Origin of the sequence: Bariatricus sp. SGI.161 (genome assembly GCF_050313695.1) — a bacterium.
In the GTDB taxonomy this organism is placed as follows: domain Bacteria; phylum Bacillota; class Clostridia; order Lachnospirales; family Lachnospiraceae; genus JAFBIX01.
The window spans coordinates 39,802-59,277 of sequence record NZ_JBNPLX010000006.1 but is presented as its reverse complement, the minus strand read 5'-3'; the positions used below and the strand labels follow the sequence as shown (position 1 = coordinate 59,277).

General features: G+C 41.1%; 19 protein-coding genes. 16 read left to right on the top strand and 3 right to left on the bottom strand.

All coding sequences use genetic code 11. From position 1 onward, the window contains the following. Positions 1 to 166: 166 nt before the first annotated feature. From ACQRBH_RS05050 to ACQRBH_RS05020, 7 genes are all read left to right on the top strand, one after another. Positions 167 to 730 (top strand): HD domain-containing protein, encoded by a 564-nt coding sequence (locus ACQRBH_RS05050; RefSeq protein ID WP_235231605.1) that lies wholly within the window; start codon positions 167 to 169, stop codon positions 728 to 730. Then, on the top strand, positions 714 to 1,211 hold the full coding sequence (locus ACQRBH_RS05045; RefSeq protein WP_427761129.1) for a VanZ family protein: 498 nt from the start codon (positions 714 to 716) through the stop codon (positions 1,209 to 1,211). The genes ACQRBH_RS05050 and ACQRBH_RS05045 overlap by 17 nt, the downstream gene beginning before the upstream one ends. A 139-nt stretch (positions 1,212 to 1,350) precedes the next feature. Further along, positions 1,351 to 1,773: a 30S ribosomal protein S12 gene (rpsL, locus tag ACQRBH_RS05040; protein ID WP_320876747.1), complete on the top strand. Its 423-nt coding sequence runs from the start codon at positions 1,351 to 1,353 to the stop codon at positions 1,771 to 1,773. A 230-nt stretch (positions 1,774 to 2,003) separates the two neighbouring features. After that, complete coding sequence (rpsG, locus tag ACQRBH_RS05035) at positions 2,004 to 2,474, top strand: 30S ribosomal protein S7 (protein ID WP_235231608.1); 471 nt, start codon at positions 2,004 to 2,006, stop codon at positions 2,472 to 2,474. A 9-nt stretch (positions 2,475 to 2,483) separates the two neighbouring features. Then, complete coding sequence (gene fusA, locus ACQRBH_RS05030) at positions 2,484 to 4,601, top strand: elongation factor G (RefSeq protein ID WP_235231609.1); 2,118 nt, start codon at positions 2,484 to 2,486, stop codon at positions 4,599 to 4,601. Positions 4,602 to 4,718: 117 nt separating this feature from the next. Then, positions 4,719 to 5,912 (top strand): elongation factor Tu, encoded by a 1,194-nt coding sequence (tuf, locus tag ACQRBH_RS05025; protein ID WP_235231610.1) that lies wholly within the window; start codon positions 4,719 to 4,721, stop codon positions 5,910 to 5,912. An 83-nt stretch (positions 5,913 to 5,995) separates the two neighbouring features. Next, on the top strand, positions 5,996 to 6,694 hold the full coding sequence (locus ACQRBH_RS05020) for an HAD family hydrolase (RefSeq protein WP_427761077.1): 699 nt from the start codon (positions 5,996 to 5,998) through the stop codon (positions 6,692 to 6,694). Between the two features lie 53 nt (positions 6,695 to 6,747). On the opposite strand, the gene ACQRBH_RS05015 is transcribed toward ACQRBH_RS05020, so the two are convergent. Beyond that, on the bottom strand, positions 6,748 to 7,242 hold the full coding sequence (locus ACQRBH_RS05015) for an N-acetyltransferase family protein (protein ID WP_427761128.1): 495 nt from the start codon (positions 7,240 to 7,242) through the stop codon (positions 6,748 to 6,750). Between the two features lie 147 nt (positions 7,243 to 7,389). Here ACQRBH_RS05015 and ACQRBH_RS05010 point away from each other — a divergent pair, with 147 nt between their 5' ends. The 8 genes from ACQRBH_RS05010 (at position 7,390) to ACQRBH_RS04975 (ending at position 16,919) form a co-directional block, all read left to right on the top strand. Then, on the top strand, positions 7,390 to 8,316 hold the full coding sequence (locus ACQRBH_RS05010; protein ID WP_427761076.1) for a carbohydrate kinase family protein: 927 nt from the start codon (positions 7,390 to 7,392) through the stop codon (positions 8,314 to 8,316). A 17-nt stretch (positions 8,317 to 8,333) separates the two neighbouring features. Further along, complete coding sequence (locus ACQRBH_RS05005; RefSeq protein ID WP_427761075.1) at positions 8,334 to 9,161, top strand: AraC family transcriptional regulator; 828 nt, start codon at positions 8,334 to 8,336, stop codon at positions 9,159 to 9,161. Between the two features lie 163 nt (positions 9,162 to 9,324). Beyond that, positions 9,325 to 9,942 carry a DUF4867 family protein gene (locus ACQRBH_RS05000; protein ID WP_427761074.1) on the top strand — a complete coding sequence of 206 codons (618 nt, stop codon included), beginning with the start codon at positions 9,325 to 9,327 and terminating at the stop codon, positions 9,940 to 9,942. A gap of 69 nt (positions 9,943 to 10,011) precedes the next feature. Continuing rightward, a complete protein-coding gene (locus ACQRBH_RS04995; protein WP_427761073.1) occupies positions 10,012 to 11,496 on the top strand; it encodes an L-fucose/L-arabinose isomerase family protein in 1,485 nt (494 codons plus the stop codon). A 27-nt stretch (positions 11,497 to 11,523) separates the two neighbouring features. Further along, positions 11,524 to 12,981, top strand: a complete 1,458-nt coding sequence (xylB, locus tag ACQRBH_RS04990) for a xylulokinase (protein ID WP_235231620.1) — start codon at positions 11,524 to 11,526, stop codon at positions 12,979 to 12,981. A 139-nt stretch (positions 12,982 to 13,120) separates the two neighbouring features. Further along, the gene (uraA, locus tag ACQRBH_RS04985) at positions 13,121 to 14,380 is read left to right on the top strand and encodes a uracil permease (protein WP_347375465.1); all 1,260 of its coding nucleotides are present in this window, start codon (positions 13,121 to 13,123) and stop codon (positions 14,378 to 14,380) included. A gap of 220 nt (positions 14,381 to 14,600) precedes the next feature. After that, positions 14,601 to 15,125 carry a hypothetical protein gene (locus tag ACQRBH_RS04980; protein ID WP_427761072.1) on the top strand — a complete coding sequence of 175 codons (525 nt, stop codon included), beginning with the start codon at positions 14,601 to 14,603 and terminating at the stop codon, positions 15,123 to 15,125. Positions 15,126 to 15,185: 60 nt separating this feature from the next. Further along, a complete protein-coding gene (locus tag ACQRBH_RS04975) occupies positions 15,186 to 16,919 on the top strand; it encodes a carbon starvation CstA family protein (RefSeq protein WP_427761071.1) in 1,734 nt (577 codons plus the stop codon). Between the two features lie 63 nt (positions 16,920 to 16,982). Here ACQRBH_RS04975 and ACQRBH_RS04970 read toward each other — a convergent pair whose 3' ends face one another. Then, positions 16,983 to 17,774, bottom strand: coding sequence for a Cof-type HAD-IIB family hydrolase (locus ACQRBH_RS04970; RefSeq protein ID WP_427761070.1), 792 nt, complete (start codon positions 17,772 to 17,774; stop codon positions 16,983 to 16,985). 244 nt (positions 17,775 to 18,018) lie between these two features. Here ACQRBH_RS04970 and ACQRBH_RS04965 point away from each other — a divergent pair, with 244 nt between their 5' ends. After that, entirely contained in the window at positions 18,019 to 18,180 is a 162-nt protein-coding gene (locus tag ACQRBH_RS04965; RefSeq protein WP_427761069.1) for a hypothetical protein, read from the top strand. Here the strand turns inward: ACQRBH_RS04965 and ACQRBH_RS04960 are convergent. Beyond that, complete coding sequence (locus tag ACQRBH_RS04960; protein ID WP_427761068.1) at positions 18,152 to 19,309, bottom strand: iron-containing alcohol dehydrogenase; 1,158 nt, start codon at positions 19,307 to 19,309, stop codon at positions 18,152 to 18,154. The two genes, ACQRBH_RS04965 and ACQRBH_RS04960, sit on opposite strands and share 29 nt — an antisense overlap. Positions 19,310 to 19,476: the final 167 nt, after the last annotated feature.

Genomic DNA, 19,476 nt, shown 5'->3' with positions numbered 1-19,476 from the left:
TAGGTTCCTTTCTATTGTAAAAATCTTACAAATCATTATTTTATAGTAAGAACACAGTAGAATCAAGCAGATATTATAGTCGTGAAAAAGTTCACATTTTATCAGGGTTATGTTACAATAACATACAAGCGAATTTTTTGAAACACAAGATCAGGAGGATAGGAATATGAACAGGGAACAAGCACATGATATCTTAATGAAATATATGAAAGGTGAGAATTATATTACCCATTCGTATGCGGTGGAAGCAATTATGAAGGGACTGGCGAAACGCCTTGCACCGGATGAAGTAGAATATTGGGGAATCGTAGGTCTTCTTCATGATCTGGATGAAGAGCAATGCGACTGGCAGCACGATCTGAGCGTGCACGGACCAACATCTGTAGAGATTCTGAAAAAAGAGGGAATTGATGATAAGGTATTGTTTGATGCAATCTGTGCACACAATCCAAAGAGTGGAGTAAAAGCAAAGACGAATCTTCAGTACGCAGTGCTGGCAGCAGACCCAATGAGTGGATTTGTGAAAGCTGTCGCACAGATTTACCCGGATAAGAAGATTGCAAGTGTAAAGCACAAATCCGTAATGAAGCGTTTTAATGAAATGCGGTTTGCAAAGGGTGCTAACAGAGATTATATGGAAGCGATTGAGTTTACCGGACTTAGTCTTGATGATTTAATTGACGTTGCGTTAGAGGAGATGGGCGCAATTGCAGATGTATTGGGATTATAATCAGAGATCCATGAAAAAAGTGATATTTACATTGCTGGTAATTCTGTGGATGGCTGTAATCTTTTCTTTTTCTGCAAAACCGGCGGATCAGTCTGAAGAGATGAGCCAGTCTGTAGGACGTAAGATTGGTGAGCTGTTTGAACCAGGCTTTGAAAAGTGGCCGGAATCCGAACAAATGGCTTATGCAGAACGGATTGACTATCCGGTCCGCAAATGTGCCCATGCTACAGAATATATCATTCTGGGAATTCTACTTATGGCAGTGGGTGAGAGTTATCGTATTGGCAAGAAGTTTCGGCTGGCTTTCGTGATTGGCGCGGCCTATGCCTGCAGTGATGAGGTTCATCAGTTGTTTGTGCCCGGACGAAGCGGACAGGTCACAGATGTGTTGATTGACTGCGCAGGATTGTTGGTCGGAATTATATTTGTACTGATGATTCAGCACATATACAAATATATAACAAGAAACAAAAAACAATAGTGAAAAAATGTAAAAACCCTTGACAATAAGGGAAATTCGTAATAAACTGATTGAGCGTGCATTGGAATGCATAGTATTTTTTTGCGCGTAAATATTTACACATTAAGCAACTTATTATAATCGTAGGAGGTGAAAGAGAATGCCAACATTTAACCAGTTAGTAAAGAAAGGACGTCAGACATCTGTAAAGAAGTCTACAGCTCCAGCGCTTCAGAAAGGGTATAACTCTTTAAGAAAGAAGAGTATCGATGCATCTGCTCCTCAGAAGAGAGGCGTATGTACAGCAGTTAAGACAGCTACACCAAAGAAGCCTAACTCAGCACTTAGAAAGATCGCCAGAGTACGTCTTTCTAACGGTATCGAAGTAACAAGCTACATCCCGGGTGAAGGACACAACCTTCAGGAGCATAGCGTTGTTCTTATCCGTGGAGGAAGAGTAAGAGACCTTCCAGGTACAAGATATCATATCGTTAGAGGTACACTTGATACAGCAGGTGTTGCCAAGAGAAGACAGGCACGTTCTAAATACGGTGCTAAGAGACCAAAAGACGCTAAAAAATAATGCCTGAACAGTTAGTGAATGCGAGTGATAAACGAAGCATGAACTTAATGTGAGGGTAGTTCTTCGGAATGTAATGACGAAGAACTTCAGTATCTAATGTAGTCACAAACAGAACTATGATTAAGTAAGTTGCAGGTATATAGATTGTATGCCCAGCACTACACAGTATCATTAGAAAGACACATGTGAGTACCGATGAATTAATCAGAATGTTTAAGGAGGGAAGAACCGTGCCACGTAAAGGACATACTCAGAAAAGAGACGTATTAGCAGATCCATTATACAACAGCAAAGTGGTAACAAAACTTATCAATAACGTTATGTTAGACGGTAAGAAAGGTGTAGCACAGAAGATCGTATATGGAGCTTTTGAAAGAATCGCAGAGAAATCCGACAAGCCGGCAATCGAAGTATTCGAAGAGGCTATGAACAACATCATGCCAGTACTTGAAGTAAAGGCAAGACGTATCGGAGGAGCGAACTACCAGGTACCAATCGAAGTCAGAGCTGACAGAAGACAGACTTTAGCACTTCGCTGGCTGACATTGTATTCTCGTAAAAGAGGAGAGAAGACAATGGAAGAAAGATTGGCAAATGAAATCCTTGATGCAGCTAACAACACTGGCGCATCAGTGAAGAAGAAAGAAGACATGCACAAGATGGCTGAAGCAAATAAAGCATTTGCTCACTATAGATTCTAGGAGGCAACAATGGCTGGAAGAGAATATCCATTAGAGAGAACTAGAAATATCGGTATTATGGCACATATTGATGCTGGTAAGACCACACTGACAGAGCGTATTCTTTACTATACCGGTGTTAACTATAAGATTGGTGATACTCATGAAGGTACTGCTACCATGGACTGGATGGAACAGGAGCAGGAGAGAGGTATCACAATTACTTCTGCAGCTACAACATGTCACTGGACACTGGAAGAAAACTGCAAGCCAAAACCGGGTGCATTAGAGCATCGTATCAATATCATTGATACCCCAGGACACGTTGACTTTACCGTTGAGGTTGAACGTTCACTTCGTGTACTGGATGGTGCAGTTGGTGTGTTCTGTGCTAAAGGTGGTGTTGAGCCGCAGTCAGAAAACGTATGGCGTCAGGCTGACACATACAACGTACCTAGAATGGCATTCATCAATAAGATGGACATTTTGGGTGCAGACTTCTACAATGCCGTTGAGCAGATTAAGACAAGACTTGGAAAGAATGCAATCTGTCTGCAGCTGCCAATCGGTAAAGAGGATGACTTTAAAGGAATCATTGATTTGATGGAAATGAAAGCTTACATCTATAATGATGACAAAGGTGATGACATTTCTATCGTAGATATTCCGGAAGATATGCAGGATGATGCAGAACTCTATCGTTCAGAGCTGGTAGAGAAGATCTGTGATCTGGATGATGATCTGATGATGGAATACCTTGAAGGTAATGAACCATCTGTTGAAGATATGAAGAGAGTACTGAGAAAAGCAACTTGTGAATGTACAGCAGTTCCGGTATGCTGTGGTTCTGCTTACAGAAACAAAGGTGTACAGAAGATGCTGGATGCAGTTATCGAGTATATGCCTGCTCCAACAGATATTCCACCAATTCAGGGTGTTGATGAGGATGGAAATGAAATCGTAAGACATTCTTCTGATGAAGAACCTTTCTCAGCTCTTGCATTCAAGATTATGACAGACCCATTCGTTGGTAAGCTGGCATACTTCAGAGTTTACTCTGGTACAATGAACTCCGGTTCTTATGTACTGAATGCAACAAAAGGTAAAAAAGAACGTGTTGGACGTATCCTTCAGATGCATGCCAACAAGAGAGCCGAACTGGACAAAGTATATTCCGGTGATATCGCTGCAGCAATCGGATTTAAGTTCACTACAACAGGTGATACGCTTTGCGATGAGCAGCATCCAGTAATTCTGGAGTCTATGGAATTCCCAGAGCCGGTTATCGAGCTCGCTATCGAGCCAAAGACAAAAGCTTCCCAGGGTAAACTTGGAGAATCTCTTGCAAAACTGGCAGAAGAAGACCCGACATTCCGTGCACATACAGATCAGGAAACAGGTCAGACAATCATCGCTGGTATGGGTGAGCTTCATCTGGAAATCATCGTTGACAGACTTCTTCGTGAGTTCAAGGTAGAAGCTAACGTAGGTGCTCCTCAGGTTGCTTACAAAGAAGCATTTACAAAACCAGTTGATGTTGACAGCAAATACGCAAAACAGTCAGGTGGACGTGGACAGTACGGGCACTGTAAAGTTAAATTTGAACCAATGGATGTTAACGGTGAGGAGACATTCAAGTTCGAGTCTACAGTCGTAGGTGGAGCTATTCCGAAGGAATATATCCCAGCTGTAGGAGAAGGTATTGAAGAGGCTATGCAGTCTGGTATCCTTGGAGGATTCCCGGTTGTTGGTGTTAAGGCTAACGTATACGATGGTTCTTACCACGAAGTCGATTCAAGTGAAATGGCATTCCACATTGCAGGTTCTCTTGCATTCAAGGATGCTATGAAGAAGGCATCTCCGGTACTTCTTGAGCCTATTATGAAGGTTGAAGTAACAATGCCGGAAGAGTACATGGGTGATGTTATTGGTGATATCAACTCACGTCGTGGACGTATTGAAGGTATGGATGATCTTGGCGGTGGTAAGATTGTTCGTGGATACGTTCCATTGTCAGAAATGTTTGGATACTCTACAGATCTTCGTTCCAGAACACAGGGACGTGGAAACTACTCAATGTTCTTCGAGAAATATGAGCCAGTTCCGAAATCTGTACAGGAAAAAGTATTATCAACCAAAAATGATTAATTAAATGTTAAAAAGGCTTGAAAAACCGTATGATTTGAAATATAATCAGAGATAGCCGAGCAAACGTAAATTATTAAATATGCCTTTGAAGGCGCTATAATAAGGAGGATATTCAAAATGGCAAAAGCTAAATTTGAAAGAACAAAACCACATTGTAATATCGGTACCATTGGTCACGTTGACCATGGTAAAACAACTCTGACAGCTGCTATCACAAAAGTTCTGTCTGAGAGAGTAGAAGGAAACGCTGCTGTAGCATTCGATAACATCGATAAAGCTCCAGAAGAAAGAGAACGTGGAATCACAATTTCTACAGCTCACGTTGAGTATGAGACAGCTAATCGTCACTATGCACACGTTGACTGCCCAGGACATGCTGACTACGTTAAGAACATGATTACAGGTGCTGCACAGATGGATGGAGCTATCCTTGTTGTAGCTGCTACTGATGGTGTTATGGCTCAGACAAGAGAGCACATCCTGCTTTCTCGTCAGGTAGGTGTTCCTTACATCGTTGTATTCATGAACAAATGTGATATGGTTGACGATGAAGAACTTCTTGAATTAGTAGAAATGGAAATCCGTGAACTGTTAGACGAGTATGAATTCCCAGGAGATGATACTCCAATTATCCAGGGTTCTGCTCTGAAAGCTCTTGAAGATCCATCTGGAGAATGGGGCGACAAGATCATGGAACTTATGGATGCTGTAGACAGCTACATTCCAGATCCACAGCGTGCAACAGATCAGCCATTCCTTATGCCTGTAGAGGACGTATTCTCTATCACAGGACGTGGAACAGTTGCTACTGGTAGAGTAGAGCGTGGTGTTCTTCATGTATCTGACGAAGTAGAAATCGTTGGTATTCACGAAGAGACAAGAAAGACTGTTGTAACAGGTGTTGAGATGTTCCGTAAGCTTCTTGATGAGGCTCAGGCTGGTGATAACATCGGTGCACTTCTTCGTGGTATTCAGAGAACTGAAATCGAAAGAGGACAGGTTCTTGTTAAACCAGGTTCAGTAACATGCCATAGAAAATTCACAGCTCAGGTTTACGTTCTGACAAAAGATGAAGGTGGACGTCATACTCCATTCTTCAACAACTACCGTCCACAGTTCTACTTCAGAACAACAGACGTAACAGGTGTCTGCAACCTTCCAGAAGGTGTAGAGATGTGTATGCCTGGTGATAACGTAGAGATGACAATCGAACTGATTCACCCAGTTGCTATGGAGCAGGGACTTCGTTTCGCTATCCGTGAAGGTGGTAGAACAGTTGGATCAGGCCGTGTTGCTACAATCATCGAGTAATCATAGCTTGTTATCATAATTGATAAGTAATTTAACCCCAGAAGTTTCGACTTCTGGGGTTTTTTATCAAAGGGAGAATAATTTTGGATATAAATACTATTTTATTTGATTTGGATGGAACTTTACTTCCAATGGATCAGGAGAAGTTCGTAAATGGATATTTTAAGATGCTTGCTGCAAAACTTGTTCCTTATGGCTATGAACCCCAACAGTTGATCAATGCGATTTTAGCGGGGATAGAAGCAATGATCAAAAATGATAGAAGCCAATTGAATGAAGATGCTTTCTGGAAGAGATTTGTTGATATATATGGGGATAAGGTCCTTGCAGACAAGCCTGTTTTTGAAGACTTCTATAAGAATGAATTTCAGGATGCCCGTTCATTTTGCGGATTTAATCCAAAAGCTGCAGAGACCGTCCGTTTGTTGAAAGATAAGGGATACCGAGTGGTGCTTGCTACCAATCCGCTGTTTCCATCCATAGCAACAGAAAGCAGAATTCGATGGGCAGGGCTTGAACCGTCAGAGTTTGATCTATACACTACTTATGAAAATACATCCTATTGCAAACCAAATCTGGATTATTATCGTGATATTTTGAAGCGAATCAATTGTAGACCAGAGGAGTGTCTTATGGTAGGAAATGATGTGGGAGAGGACATGGTCGTAGAGGCACTGGGAATGCAAGCCTTTTTGCTTACAGATTGCCTGATCAATACACAGAAGAAGGATATCACGGCATATCCTCACGGAAGTTTTGAACAATTACTTAGCATGCTCTGATTTTTATAGTTAATGAAAGCGGCTGATGTTTATCGCATCAGCCGCTTTTGAGTTTATAACATCAACCCCATAACATACAGATCGAAATATTCGCCATTGATCAGGGTAGTATTCTTTAAGCGTCCCTCAATTTCAAAACCGAATTTTTCATATAATTTTACAGCCACTTCGTTATCACAGCGTGTGTCTAACTGAATTCTGGTGGTAATTCCATTTCCTTTACAGAAATCAATCAACTGACGGATAATTTCGCTTCCGATTCCTTTTGCCTGGTATTTCTTCGCAACAACAATTCCAAGCTCTCCTTGATGACGGGCCTTTATCTTATTTCCTGAATGAATGGTTCCAATTTCGGCGATTTCATCCCCATCCATTGCAAGAATCATGATGCTGGCTGGCTGTTCTTTTGTAGACAGAATGTCTTCTTTCTGACCAGCCTCATCCATAGGATATTCATCCTTTTCAAAACTCAAGAATGTCGTTTCTCCACCAACGTAATTGTAGAAATCTACAATCTTTTTTGCATCCTCAAGCTCTGTTCCCGATATACAATGTGTAATGTACTTTCCATATGTTTTCCCTCCTAATGCATATTGCTTCCTAACAAGATTATAGGATATTTTCTGGAAAGCTGCAATTGAATTCATATAGGATAGAAGATATAATTATGAATAGAATAAAGAGGTGCAAATTGTATGGATAAATGTAACATTAGGGGAGAAATAAATCCGGAAATTCTTATAATTGGAGCTGCGATTCTGGATATACTTGTACGACCGGTTGGTGTGGACGTTTTCCGCGTAGGATCTTATAATGCAGAAGATATTCGGATGTCTGTAGGGGCAGATGCACTAAATGAAGCGACCATCCTGGCTAAAATGGGTAAAAGTGTGGGCCTGGAGACTGTAATTGGAAAAGATAAAGCGGGAAAGTTGATACTAGATCATTGTCGGGAACAGGGAATTCTGTTAAGAGCTGATAGTGTAAGGGAAGGATTATCGACAGGAATTAATGTGGTTCTGGTGGAAGAGGATGGAAGACGTAGCTTTTTGACGAATCCTCATGGAAGTCTTCGGAAGCTTCGGTTGGAAGATATTCCTGTGCCGTTTCCAGAAAGTGCGAAGATTGTATGTTTTGCCAGTTTATTTGTTTTCCCAGAAATAAGAACGAGAGAATTAGAGATTTTATTTGCACAAGTGAAAAAGCAGAATAAGATTCTATGCGTAGATATGACAAAATGCAAGAATCATGAGACGGCAGAAGAGATGGAATCAGCGCTTAGATATGTGGATTATCTATTTCCAAACGATGAAGAAGCGCTGCTTCTGACTGGGCAAAAATCAGTAGAAGAATCGGCAGAGGTGCTTTTGAATGTTGGAGTAAAACATGTAGTTATTAAATGCGGTGCAAGAGGATGTTATATCAGAACAGCGCAGGAGAAAATGTGGATTCCAGCAGCAGAAGGCGTGAAATGTGTGGATACCACAGGCGCAGGAGACAGTTTTGCGGCTGGATTTATCTATGCTCTTTCCGAAGGACAGAATCTGAAAGACTGTGCACAGTATGCTAATATATGTGGTGGTAAAGCAGTAGAAGTTATGGGATCCACCGAATGGATATAAGAAAGGAGGCGTGCAAATTGGAATATACACATGAAATTATCATGCCCAATGATGATATCCCTTTTAAAATGTTTTTGTTCGAAGGAAAAGATGGTAATTACGTGCGCCAGAAACACTGGCATAGATCTGTAGAGATATTCGCGCTGTTTGAAGGAGAACTGGAATTCTACATTAACGAAATTCGTTATCCCCTGCAGCCCGGAGAATTCATGCTGGTCAATTCCAATGAGATTCACTCTATCCTGTCACCGAAAAAGAATCAGACAGTCGTTCTTCAGATACCACTTGCCACCTTTGAGAAATATTATACCGATGAACGCTTCATATATTTCTCCCATAGCTCCAGACTTCAAGATGAAGAAGTCATGCGGTTGATTCGAGAAATGTATCTTGCCTATCAAGAGAAAAAATGCGGGTATGGGCTAAAAGTACAGAGCCAGTTCTATATGCTTGTCTATCTCCTGGTGACAAAATACCGAAAAACAGAAGTGAATGAAGACTTAATACGTCACAATAAAAACCTCAACAAACTATCCGCAATCACAAGCTATATGAAAGAAAACTATAAAAAAGAATTGTCACTGGAAAGCCTGGCAAAAATCTTCGGATATTCTCCGACATATCTGTCAAGAATGTTCCAGAAATACGCCAAGACCAATTATAAGACATGTCTTGACAATATCAGGCTAGAACACGCGGCAAAGGATTTGATGAATACAGAAATCACAATCGGAGAGATTGCATTCAATAACGGATTCGCTAACAGCAAGGCATTTGCAAAAGTATTTCAGGCGAAATACGGCATGCTGCCAAGTGAGTTTAGAAAGTGTAAAATGGGGACGTAGTACTTTTACAAAGTACTACGTCCCCATTTTACACTTTCTACTTCAAAAAGGACAAGAATTTGCCATAAACAGGCTAATTATTTGGTTGTAAGATCAAAATAAAGTTGATAAAATGACATTAAGAAACATGAGGAAAATAAACAAAGAAAAGAGGAGAGATAGTATGGAGATTCAGAAGGTAACAGATGCATCTTTTGGTGTCTATGGAAAGGTCCTGGAAGGGTATGATTTTTCTGGGCTTTTGAAGGAAATGGGACATACTCCATGTCCGATGGACGAAGTAATCTATGTTCCGTCTGTGGAAGGCCTGGAAGCGCTGGCTGTGGCAAAGGATCTGACTGAGAGCGCATATGGCGGATTGCCAATTCAGATTGGGTACTGCAATGGCAATAATAAGAAGTTGAATGCAGTTGAATATCATCGTTCTTCAGAAGTAGATATTGCTGTAAACGATTTGATTCTTTTGATCGGAAGACAGCAGGATATTGAAGCTGATTTTACATATGACACTGCAAAGATTGAGGCGTTCTATGTGCCGGCAGGTACAGCAGTTGAATTGTATGCAACAACTCTTCATTATGCACCATGTTCTGCAGGAGAAGATGGATTCCGCTGTGTAGTTGTATTGCCAAAGGATACGAATCTTGAATTGAATTTCACGCCTGGCAAAGATGGAGAAGATAAGTTGATCACTGCAAGAAATAAGTGGCTCATCGCCCATGAAGATGCCAAGATTGAAGGTGCCTTCAACGGATTAAAAGGCGAGAACATCACACTGTAGAAGATTATCAGAGAATAAAAGCAGAAACAAAAAATTAAAAAATAAAAAAGGTAAAGGAGCGTAATTATTATGAATAACATGCCAGAATTAAAAATCGGAGTTGTAGCAGTAAGCCGTGACTGTTTCCCAGAGAGTCTTTCTGTAACAAGAAGACAGAATTTAATGAAAGCTTATACAGAAAAATATGGTTCAGAAGGAATCTATGAGTGCCCGATCTGTATCGTAGAGAGTGAAATTCATATGGTACAGGCTTTGGAAGATATCAAAGCAGCAGGATGTAATGCATTAGTTGTATATCTTGGAAACTTCGGACCAGAGATTTCTGAGACATTACTTGCAAAACACTTTGACGGACCAAAGATGTTCATCGCAGCAGCAGAGGAATCTGGAAATAACCTGGTTCAGGGACGTGGAGATGCATATTGCGGAATGCTGAATGCAAGTTATAACTTACAGCTTCGTAATATCAAAGCATATATCCCAGAATATCCAGTAGGAGATGCTGAGGATTGTGCAGATATGATTCATGAATTTGTACCAATTGCAAAAGCAATCGTAGGGTTAAGCAATCTTAAGATCATCAGCTTTGGACCAAGACCGCTGAACTTCTTAGCATGTAACGCTCCAATCAAACAGCTTTACAATCTGGGCGTTGAGATTGAAGAGAACTCTGAGCTTGACCTGTTCGAAGCATTTAATAAACATGCCGGAGACGAGAGAATCCCTGCAGTTGTAAAAGAGATGGAAGAAGAACTTGGCGCTGGAAATAAGAAGCCAGAAATCCTTGCAAAACTTGCTCAGTATGAGCTGACACTGAAGGATTGGGTTGAGGATCACAGAGGATATCGTAAATACGTTGCAATTGCTGGAAAATGCTGGCCTGCATTCCAAACACAGTTTGGATTCGTTCCATGCTATGTAAACAGCCGTCTGACTGCACAGGGAATTCCAGTATCTTGCGAAGTTGACATTTATGGTGCATTAAGTGAGTTCATCGGAACTGTAGTAAGTAATGATACAGTAACACTTCTGGATATCAACAACAGTGTACCAAAGGATATGTACGAAGAGGATATCAAAGGAAAATATGACTACACACTTCAGGATACATTTATGGGATTCCACTGTGGAAATACAGCATCCAGCAAATTATCTTTCTGCGAAATGAAGTACCAGATGATCATGGCAAGAGCACTTCCGGAAGAAGTAACACAGGGGACTCTGGAAGGAGATATCAAGCCAGGAGATATTACATTCTTCCGTCTGCAGAGCACAGCAGATAATAAACTCCGTGCTTACATTGCTCATGGTGAAGTGCTTCCAGTTGCAACACGTTCTTTCGGAGCTATTGGTGTGTTCGCAATTCCAGAGATGGGAAGATTCTACCGTCACGTACTGATTGAAGGAGGATTCCCACATCACGGAGCAGTTGCATTTGGACATTTCGGAAAAGCATTATTTGAAGTATTCAAATATATCGGTGTTCCAGTAGAAGAGATTGGATACAATCAGCCAGCAGGCGTAAGATACCCAACAGAGAATCCTTGGAGATAATCACAGAAGGATATAGGAGGAAATCGTATGTTGTATATCGGAGTAGATCTCGGAACGTCAGCAGTGAAACTGTTGCTGATGGATGGAGATGGAAATATTAAGAAAATTGTTTCAAAAGAGTATCCGTTATTCTTCCCACATCCAGGCTGGTCAGAGCAGAAACCAGAGGACTGGTTTGCACAGTCTATGGAAGGAATCAAAGAACTGACTGCAGAATGCAATAAAGAAGAAGTTGCAGGAATCAGTTTTGGCGGACAGATGCACGGATTGGTAGCATTGGACGAGGATGACAATGTCATCCGTCCGGCTATTCTGTGGAATGACGGAAGAACAGGTGAAGAGACGAATTACCTGAACGAAGTGATCGGTAAGGATAAGCTGTCTGATTATACCGCCAATATTGCATTTGCAGGATTCACAGCTCCGAAGATCCTCTGGATGAAGAAACACGAACCGGAGAATTTTGCAAAGATCAGTAAGATCATGCTTCCGAAAGATTATCTTGCATATAAGCTGTCAGGTTCCTTCTGCACAGATGTATCAGATGCATCAGGTATGCTTCTTATGGATGTGAAGAATCGTTGCTGGTCGAAAGAAATGATTGATATCTGTGGCATCACAGAAGAGCAACTTCCAAAATTATATGAAAGTTATGAAGTCGTAGGAACTCTGAAACCTGAGATTGCAGCAGAGTTAGGATTTTCCACAGATGTAAAGGTTATTGCCGGAGCAGGAGATAATGCAGCGGCAGCAGTAGGTACTGGAACTGTTGGAGATGGAATGTGTAATATTTCTCTTGGAACCTCCGGAACTATCTTTATTTCCAGCAAGAACTTTGGCGTAGATGAGAATAACGCTTTACATTCATTTGCCCATGCAGATGGGAACTATCACCTTATGGGATGTATGTTAAGTGCTGCATCCTGCAATAAATGGTGGAATGAAGAGATCCTGAAGACAAAGGATTTCGCAGCAGAGCAGGCAGGAATTACAAAATTGGGTGAAAACAATGTATTCTATCTTCCATACCTGATGGGAGAGCGTTCTCCACACAACAATCCAGATGCAAGAGCAATGTTTATCGGAATGTCTATGGACACCACCAGAGAAGATATGACCCAGGCAGTGCTGGAAGGTGTTGCTTTCGGTCTTCGTGATTCTCTGGAAGTTGCAAGAAGCCTTGGCATTAAGATTGAACGTACCAAAATCTGCGGCGGCGGTGCAAAGAGCCCTCTCTGGAAGAAGATGATCGCCAATATCATGAATCTGAAGGTGGATGTCATCGAAAGTGAAGAAGGTCCGGCACTCGGAGGTGCTATGCTGGCAGCAGTAGGCTGCGGCGAATATCCAGATGTAGAGACTATTGCTAAGAAGATTGTAAAAGTAGTGGATACAGTAGAGCCAGAACCGGAATTAGTTGCAAAATACGAAGAACGTTATCAGAAGTTCAGAAAGATTTATCCAACTGTAAAAGAACTGTATTAAGTCAAAAGGGGACGTAGTATTTTTCAAAAATACTACGTCCCCTTTTTGCCTTTTTTGTTTCCTTCAGAGTAACATTATGTTAGAATAATAGAAGTGTAAAATGAATTGAAAAAAGGAAATGTGATGAGGAGGAAACATGATGGAAAGTAGGAAGATCATCCAGATCGAAGACAAGGTACCGGTTCAATTATTAATACCCCTTAGTATTCAGCATATGTTTGCAATGTTTGGGGCATCTGTACTGGTACCATTTTTATTTGGCATTAATCCGGCAATTGTATTGTTCATGAATGGTGTGGGCACGTTGTTATTCATTGCCATTACAAAAGGAAAAGCGCCGGCATATCTGGGATCAAGTTTTGCATTCCTTGCGCCAGCAGGAATTGTTATCAGTGAGATGGGATATCAGTATGCATTGGGAGGCTTTGTTGTTGTAGGTTTTTGTGGATGTATTCTGGCGTTGATCATCTATAAATTCGGTTCCGACTGGATTGATATTGTACTTCCACCGGCGGCTATGGGACCGGTAGTAGCGTTGATCGGTCTGGAATTGTCAAGCAGTGCGGCCAGCAATGCGGGATTATTAGATGAAAAGATCAGTTCCGGCAATGTTATTGTATTTATGGTAACCTTGGGAGTGGCAATCTTTGGAAATATTTTATTCCGGGGATTTTTATCCGTTATTCCGATTCTGATTGCGGTTATCGCAGGTTATGTAGCGGCGCTTTGCTGTGGAATGGTAGATTTTACCGAAGTAGCAAATGCAGCTCTTTTTGAACTTCCGAATTTCCAGACTCCGAAATTCAACTTAGAAGCAATTCTGATCATCCTGCCGGTTATTCTGGTTATTGCATCGGAACATATTGGTCATCAGGTGGTGACTAGTAAGATTGTCGGAAAAGACCTGTTGAAAGATCCAGGACTTCACCGCTCCCTTCTGGGCGACAACCTCTCTACAATGATCTCAGGTCTGATCGGTTCTGTACCGACTACGACATATGGAGAAAATATTGGAGTTATGGCAGTTACTAAGGTATACAGTGTAAGAGTTATTGCAGGTGCAGCTGTATTGTCCATTGTCTGCTCTTTTGTAGGTAAATTATCGGCACTGATCCAGACTATTCCGGGACCGGTAATTGGAGGAATCTCTTTCTTACTGTATGGTATGATCGGAGCATCCGGTATCCGTATCCTGGTAGATTCTCAGGTAGATTATGGAAAATCCAGAAATCTGATTCTTACATCGGTTGTATTTGTAACCGGCCTTTCTGGAATAGCCGTACAGTTTGGAAATGTACAGCTGACAGGTATGGTACTGGCATGTGTAGTAGGTATGATTTTGAGTCTTGTGTTCTATATTTTGGATAAGTTAAAATTGACGAATGATAGAGATGATTAAAAAGGAATAAGGTAAAATCTGTGGAGGAGCATATGCTCCTCCCTTTTCGTTTCCCAATATGTCCATACTGACATCCATTTAATCTTTTGATTATCAAAAAAATTACAGAGTGCGCTCCAAAAGTATTGCAATTTGTCGAAAGAAGTGGTAATATGAATACTGTTTTGAAAGAAGAATTTAGCAGAGTAAAGTGATATAAGGCCAAAGGAGACCGATGTATATGACAGGTGAAGATCTATTGGAGAGATTACTGAAATCTTATCAGTCAAGCTATGATATAGAGAAAGCCTATGATATCAACGGGGATATATATGATGCGCATGCGAGCTTTAATGTGACCAGCGCAAAATATGTCCTTGTTAAGAAGGCAGAATTGTGGCGGGCAAATTGTTTTGAACATGTGTTTTTCAGGGTTCTGGACCAATTGAGCGTTGAAGATATAGAGAGATATCGTGAGCAAGTTATTTCTTACATAGAACCACAATTAGTACGCGGCGGAAAAAAATGTCCAGAAAAAGACCATATGTATACTTATATGACAGGAATTTTCATCGCAGAGAATGGGGTTACAGACGAAGTCAAGAAGATGGTGAAACGATTCAGTTATGTGAAGAATTATCGCTTTACGATTCGAGGCTACAGTGAAGTAAGGCTGCTTGTCTTCGATCTGAAGAATAAGAAAATCTTTGGCAATCGTGCTGCCAAGGATCTGGTAAAGGGCTATAGTAAGGCTGGAGTCATCTGACCTTATTGGCATATAGACAAAACCATTACAGTCATAATAAAGGAATGAGGAGGAATTAAAATGAATGGTATTGCAGTATTAGTAATTGGCATTGCAATCCTTGTCGTTGCTTATCTTACATACGGCAAATGGCTTGCAAAACAATGGGGAATCGATCCATCAAGAGAAACGCCTTCACACACAGAAGAAGACGGAGTGGATTACGTTCCGGCAAAAGCACCTGTATTGATGGGACATCATTTCTCATCTATCGCAGGAGCAGGTCCTATCAATGGGCCTATTCAGGCAGCAGTATTCGGATGGGTTCCGGTACTTCTGTGGGTATTGATCGGAGGTATATTCTTCGGTGCAGTTCATGACTTTGGTGCATTGTTTGCATCTATCCGTCACAAAGGTCAGTCAATCGGTGAAGTTATTGCCGACACAATGGGTTCTAAAGCAAAGAAGTTATTTATTATCTTCTCTTACCTTACACTGATCCTGGTAGTAGCTGCTTTTGGTTCTATCGTAGCAAATACATTTATGGCAACTTATACAGAGAGTGGAGCTGTTGATTATGCGGCAAGTGCAGCAAATGCAACAACTGCGATGATCTCTATTCTGTTTATTCTGATTGCGATCGCATTTGGTTTCCTGGTATACCGTCGTAATGCCGGACTTGGATTATCTACAATCATTGGTGTAGCAGCAATCGTTATCTGTATGGCAATCGGATTGAACTGGCATCCAATCTACTTAAGCAACAAAGCATGGATGGTTATCGTAGGTATCTATATTCTTGCTGCATCTGTTGCACCAGTATGGATTCTGCTTCAGCCACGTGATTATCTGAGCTCATTCTTGCTTTACTTCATGATGATCGTTGCAGTCGTTGGTATCATCGGTTGTGGTCTGACCGGCGGCGCTCACATGGATATTCCGGCATTCACAGGATTTGTAGATACTGTTGCTCCGACAGGAAGCTCTCTGGGATACTTGTTCCCGGCATTGTTCGTAACAATTGCCTGTGGTGCGATCTCTGGTTTCCACTCACTGGTTGGTTCTGGTACAACAGCAAAACAGCTGAACAACGAGAAAGATGCTCAGCCAATTGCATACGGTGGTATGTTGATTGAATGTGCACTTGCAATTATTTCTCTGTGTGCAGTAGGTTATATCTGGGCTAATTATGCATCAGGTGAGACTGTTACTCCAACCGTAGTATTTGCAACAGGTATCTCTAAGATGCTTGGTTCTATTCCAGGACTTGCTGGAACAGAAAAGATTGCTTACACACTGTTAGTCCTTACTGTATCTGTATTCTGTCTGACATCCTTGGATACAGCAACACGTCTTGCTCGTTATATGTTCCAGGAATTCTGGCTTGAGCCTGGAGAGACTTACAAAGATGTTACTGGATACAAAAAAGTTCTTACGAATCCATTCGTAGCAACGTTGATTACAGTTATTCTTGGAATCGGACTTGGACTTACAGGATATGCAAATATTTGGCCGCTGTTCGGTGCTGCAAATCAGTTGCTTGCAGCTCTTGGTCTGCTGGCAGTTGCAACATGGCTTGGAAAAGCAGGAAAGAACAACAAGATGTTCCTGTTGCCAATGGCATTCATGCTTGTCGTAACACTTACTTCTCTGTTCTTTACGCTGAAGACGAACTTCGCTGGTATTGCTGCCGGAGTTGAAGGTGTTACATGGTGCTATGTGCGTGCAATCCTTGCAGCACTGTTGATGGTTCTTGCAGTGATTCTCGCAATTGATGGTGTCAAGACAATGGCTAACCAGAAAAAAGAAGCTTAATTGAAGATATTTACAGAATAAAAACTCTATGCAAATGGTAAATTACATCTGCATAGAGTTTTTTTAATGATTAGTATGAATGCTTTTGACAAATTCTTTTAGTACCTGTTCTACCGAATCAGTTGTATTGGTAGCAAAATCAGCAATTCCCGGAGCGCCCGTGTTCATTGCATAACTGGTGCCGGCAAACTGCAACATCTCAGCATCATTATATTGATCTCCGAATGTCATACATTCTTCTGGCATTACATCGAAGTGGCGGGCAAGTTCGGCAAGTGCCGAACCCTTGTTAGCATTTGGAGCAATGAAATCAATCCAGATATTTCCGGAGGTAACTACCTTGATCTCACCAGAAAACATCTCACGAAAATATGTCTGTATATCACGTGTTCCTCCAAAGTCGCAGACAGCAATCTTCAGAAAAGGTTCCTGAACATCAGAAAGGTCATCAACAATGCGTGTATCATAACATAAAACGTTTTGAATATGATTGATGAATACATCGGATTTTGCTTCTATATAGCAGGCAGATTCACAGGATAGAAGACAATGGCAGCTGCCAAATTCTCTTACCGCCTGAAAGATTCGCAGACCAAGTTCGCGTTCAATCAGTCCTTTGGATATGACTTTCCCATCACAGATGCATAAAGAACCATTTTCAGCAATATAGGAAATATCATCTCGGACCGGAGCGAAGAGATTCCGCAGATTATAATACTGTCGTCCACTGGCGGCAACAAAATGAACTCCTTCTTTTTTTAGCTGCCGGATTATATCGTATATGTCAGGATTAAGCTCCTGAGTTCCTTCTCTTAATAAAGTCCCGTCTAAGTCGCTGGCAATTAGTTTGATCATGTATGTTCTCCTTGTAAATAAAACTGTTATTTTAGAACCATTTTTTATTATATCTATGTCGCTGAAAAAATCAATGCTTTTCTATTTACAGGAAAAATGGCTGTGTTATGATATCACTACTTAAGATATTTCTCAGATATCTAGTTGTTTCTCGCCGTAAGGCATCTTATTTTCGGAACTTTAGTTCAAAGAAATGTATCGAGAGATTGTATACTTCCGATATCACTCAAAGGAGGCGATACGGATGTTTTCAGAGGCGTTGAAGGTGCTGGATGAAAATACGACAGAGAGGCTGCACATCAATGGATGTGACAGCCTCTTTGCCGACTTTGTGTGCAGAAAAGTCATGACATCTTTTCTGCATGGAGGATACACTATTAACTATTATAAGCGTTTAAAAAGATAGATTTAATATCTGTGACAGATGCCTCTTTCGGATTATCAGAGATACAAGTATCATTGGTAGCATTCAAGGATAATGTAATCGTATCTTCTGGCCTAAAACCGAGAGATTTTAATGATGGAATTCCAATATCAGAAGAAAGCTCTTTGATGGATTGGATTGCCTTTTCGGAGGCCTGATCACAGGTCAGATTCACAGTGTCGACTCCTAATGCTGCTGCGATAGCAGCATATCGTTCTTTACATTCTGAAGAATTATATTCCATAACGTAAGGAAGTAAAACTGCATTTGCTACGCCATGTGGCATATTATAAAATCCACCTAATTGATGCGCCATTGCATGAACAAGACCAAGACCGGCATTGGAAAATGCCAGACCTGCCATATATTCAGCCCAACACATATCTGTCCGGGCTTCAATATCATTGCCGTTTTCTACTGCCCTTTTTAAAGCAGCAGAAACAAGGCGGATAGCTTCAAGTGCTAAGCCGTCGGAATATGGGAAATGGGATCTGCATACATATGCTTCAATTGCATGTGTCAGCGCATCCATTCCGGTTGCAGCTGTAAGCTTCGGTGGCATATCAGCCATCAGCAGGGGATCATCGATTGCAAGAGAAGCAATGCAGTGATAGTCTACCATAAGCATCTTTACTTTCTTCTCTTCATCGGTAATTACATAATCCCTGGTAACTTCGGATCCTGTGCCAGCAGTTGTGTTGACAGCAATAATAGGAAGACTACGTTTAGGAGACTGATTTACACCTTCATAATCTCTGATGTCTCCACCGTTCGTCATAAGAATAGCCACAGCTTTGGCAACATCCAGGGGAGATCCCCCGCCGATTCCGATCACATAATCACATTGATGTTTCTTAGCAGCCTCATATCCTGCATTGACGATAGCCGTTGTAGGGTTGGGCTTTACCTCAGTAAAAAGAGTATATTCTAAACGGGCACTGTCGAGAACAGACAATACCTTTGCGACGGTTCCGATCTTAACAAGCCCCTCGTCAGATACGATTAATGCTTTTTGACAATGCATTCTTCTTACAAAATGAGGGATTCTATTGATAGCACCTGCTCCAATTAAAGTGTTTGATGGTTGATAAAGTTCACGATAATGGGCCATAATAATCCAACCTTTCTGTTAACATATGATAATTAATTAAGAACTTATGATACTTTTGCTAACAATTTAACATAAGATGGTGGAAAAGTCAATCTTTAATGCGAAGAATTCTTATTTTACTTTAATATTGACAATTTGATATGCTTATTATATAGTTTAAGTAACAT

What these genes read in the sequence shown, in the direction of transcription:
- ACQRBH_RS04960 (WP_427761068.1), bottom strand. Translation starts at nt 19,309, where the DNA reads ATGGCCCATTATCGTGAACTTTATCAACCATCAAACACTTTAATTGGA.
- ACQRBH_RS05010 (WP_427761076.1), top strand. Translation starts at nt 7,390, where the DNA reads ATGGATAAATGTAACATTAGGGGAGAAATAAATCCGGAAATTCTTATA.
- ACQRBH_RS05045 (WP_427761129.1), top strand. Translation starts at nt 714, where the DNA reads ATGTATTGGGATTATAATCAGAGATCCATGAAAAAAGTGATATTTACA.
- rpsL (WP_320876747.1), top strand. Translation starts at nt 1,351, where the DNA reads ATGCCAACATTTAACCAGTTAGTAAAGAAAGGACGTCAGACATCTGTA.
- xylB (WP_235231620.1), top strand. Translation starts at nt 11,524, where the DNA reads ATGTTGTATATCGGAGTAGATCTCGGAACGTCAGCAGTGAAACTGTTG.
- uraA (WP_347375465.1), top strand. Translation starts at nt 13,121, where the DNA reads ATGGAAAGTAGGAAGATCATCCAGATCGAAGACAAGGTACCGGTTCAA.
- ACQRBH_RS04975 (WP_427761071.1), top strand. Translation starts at nt 15,186, where the DNA reads ATGAATGGTATTGCAGTATTAGTAATTGGCATTGCAATCCTTGTCGTT.
- ACQRBH_RS05000 (WP_427761074.1), top strand. Translation starts at nt 9,325, where the DNA reads ATGGAGATTCAGAAGGTAACAGATGCATCTTTTGGTGTCTATGGAAAG.
- ACQRBH_RS05050 (WP_235231605.1), top strand. Translation starts at nt 167, where the DNA reads ATGAACAGGGAACAAGCACATGATATCTTAATGAAATATATGAAAGGT.
- tuf (WP_235231610.1), top strand. Translation starts at nt 4,719, where the DNA reads ATGGCAAAAGCTAAATTTGAAAGAACAAAACCACATTGTAATATCGGT.
- ACQRBH_RS04995 (WP_427761073.1), top strand. Translation starts at nt 10,012, where the DNA reads ATGAATAACATGCCAGAATTAAAAATCGGAGTTGTAGCAGTAAGCCGT.
- fusA (WP_235231609.1), top strand. Translation starts at nt 2,484, where the DNA reads ATGGCTGGAAGAGAATATCCATTAGAGAGAACTAGAAATATCGGTATT.
- ACQRBH_RS04965 (WP_427761069.1), top strand. Translation starts at nt 18,019, where the DNA reads ATGTTTTCAGAGGCGTTGAAGGTGCTGGATGAAAATACGACAGAGAGG.
- ACQRBH_RS04980 (WP_427761072.1), top strand. Translation starts at nt 14,601, where the DNA reads ATGACAGGTGAAGATCTATTGGAGAGATTACTGAAATCTTATCAGTCA.
- ACQRBH_RS04970 (WP_427761070.1), bottom strand. Translation starts at nt 17,774, where the DNA reads ATGATCAAACTAATTGCCAGCGACTTAGACGGGACTTTATTAAGAGAA.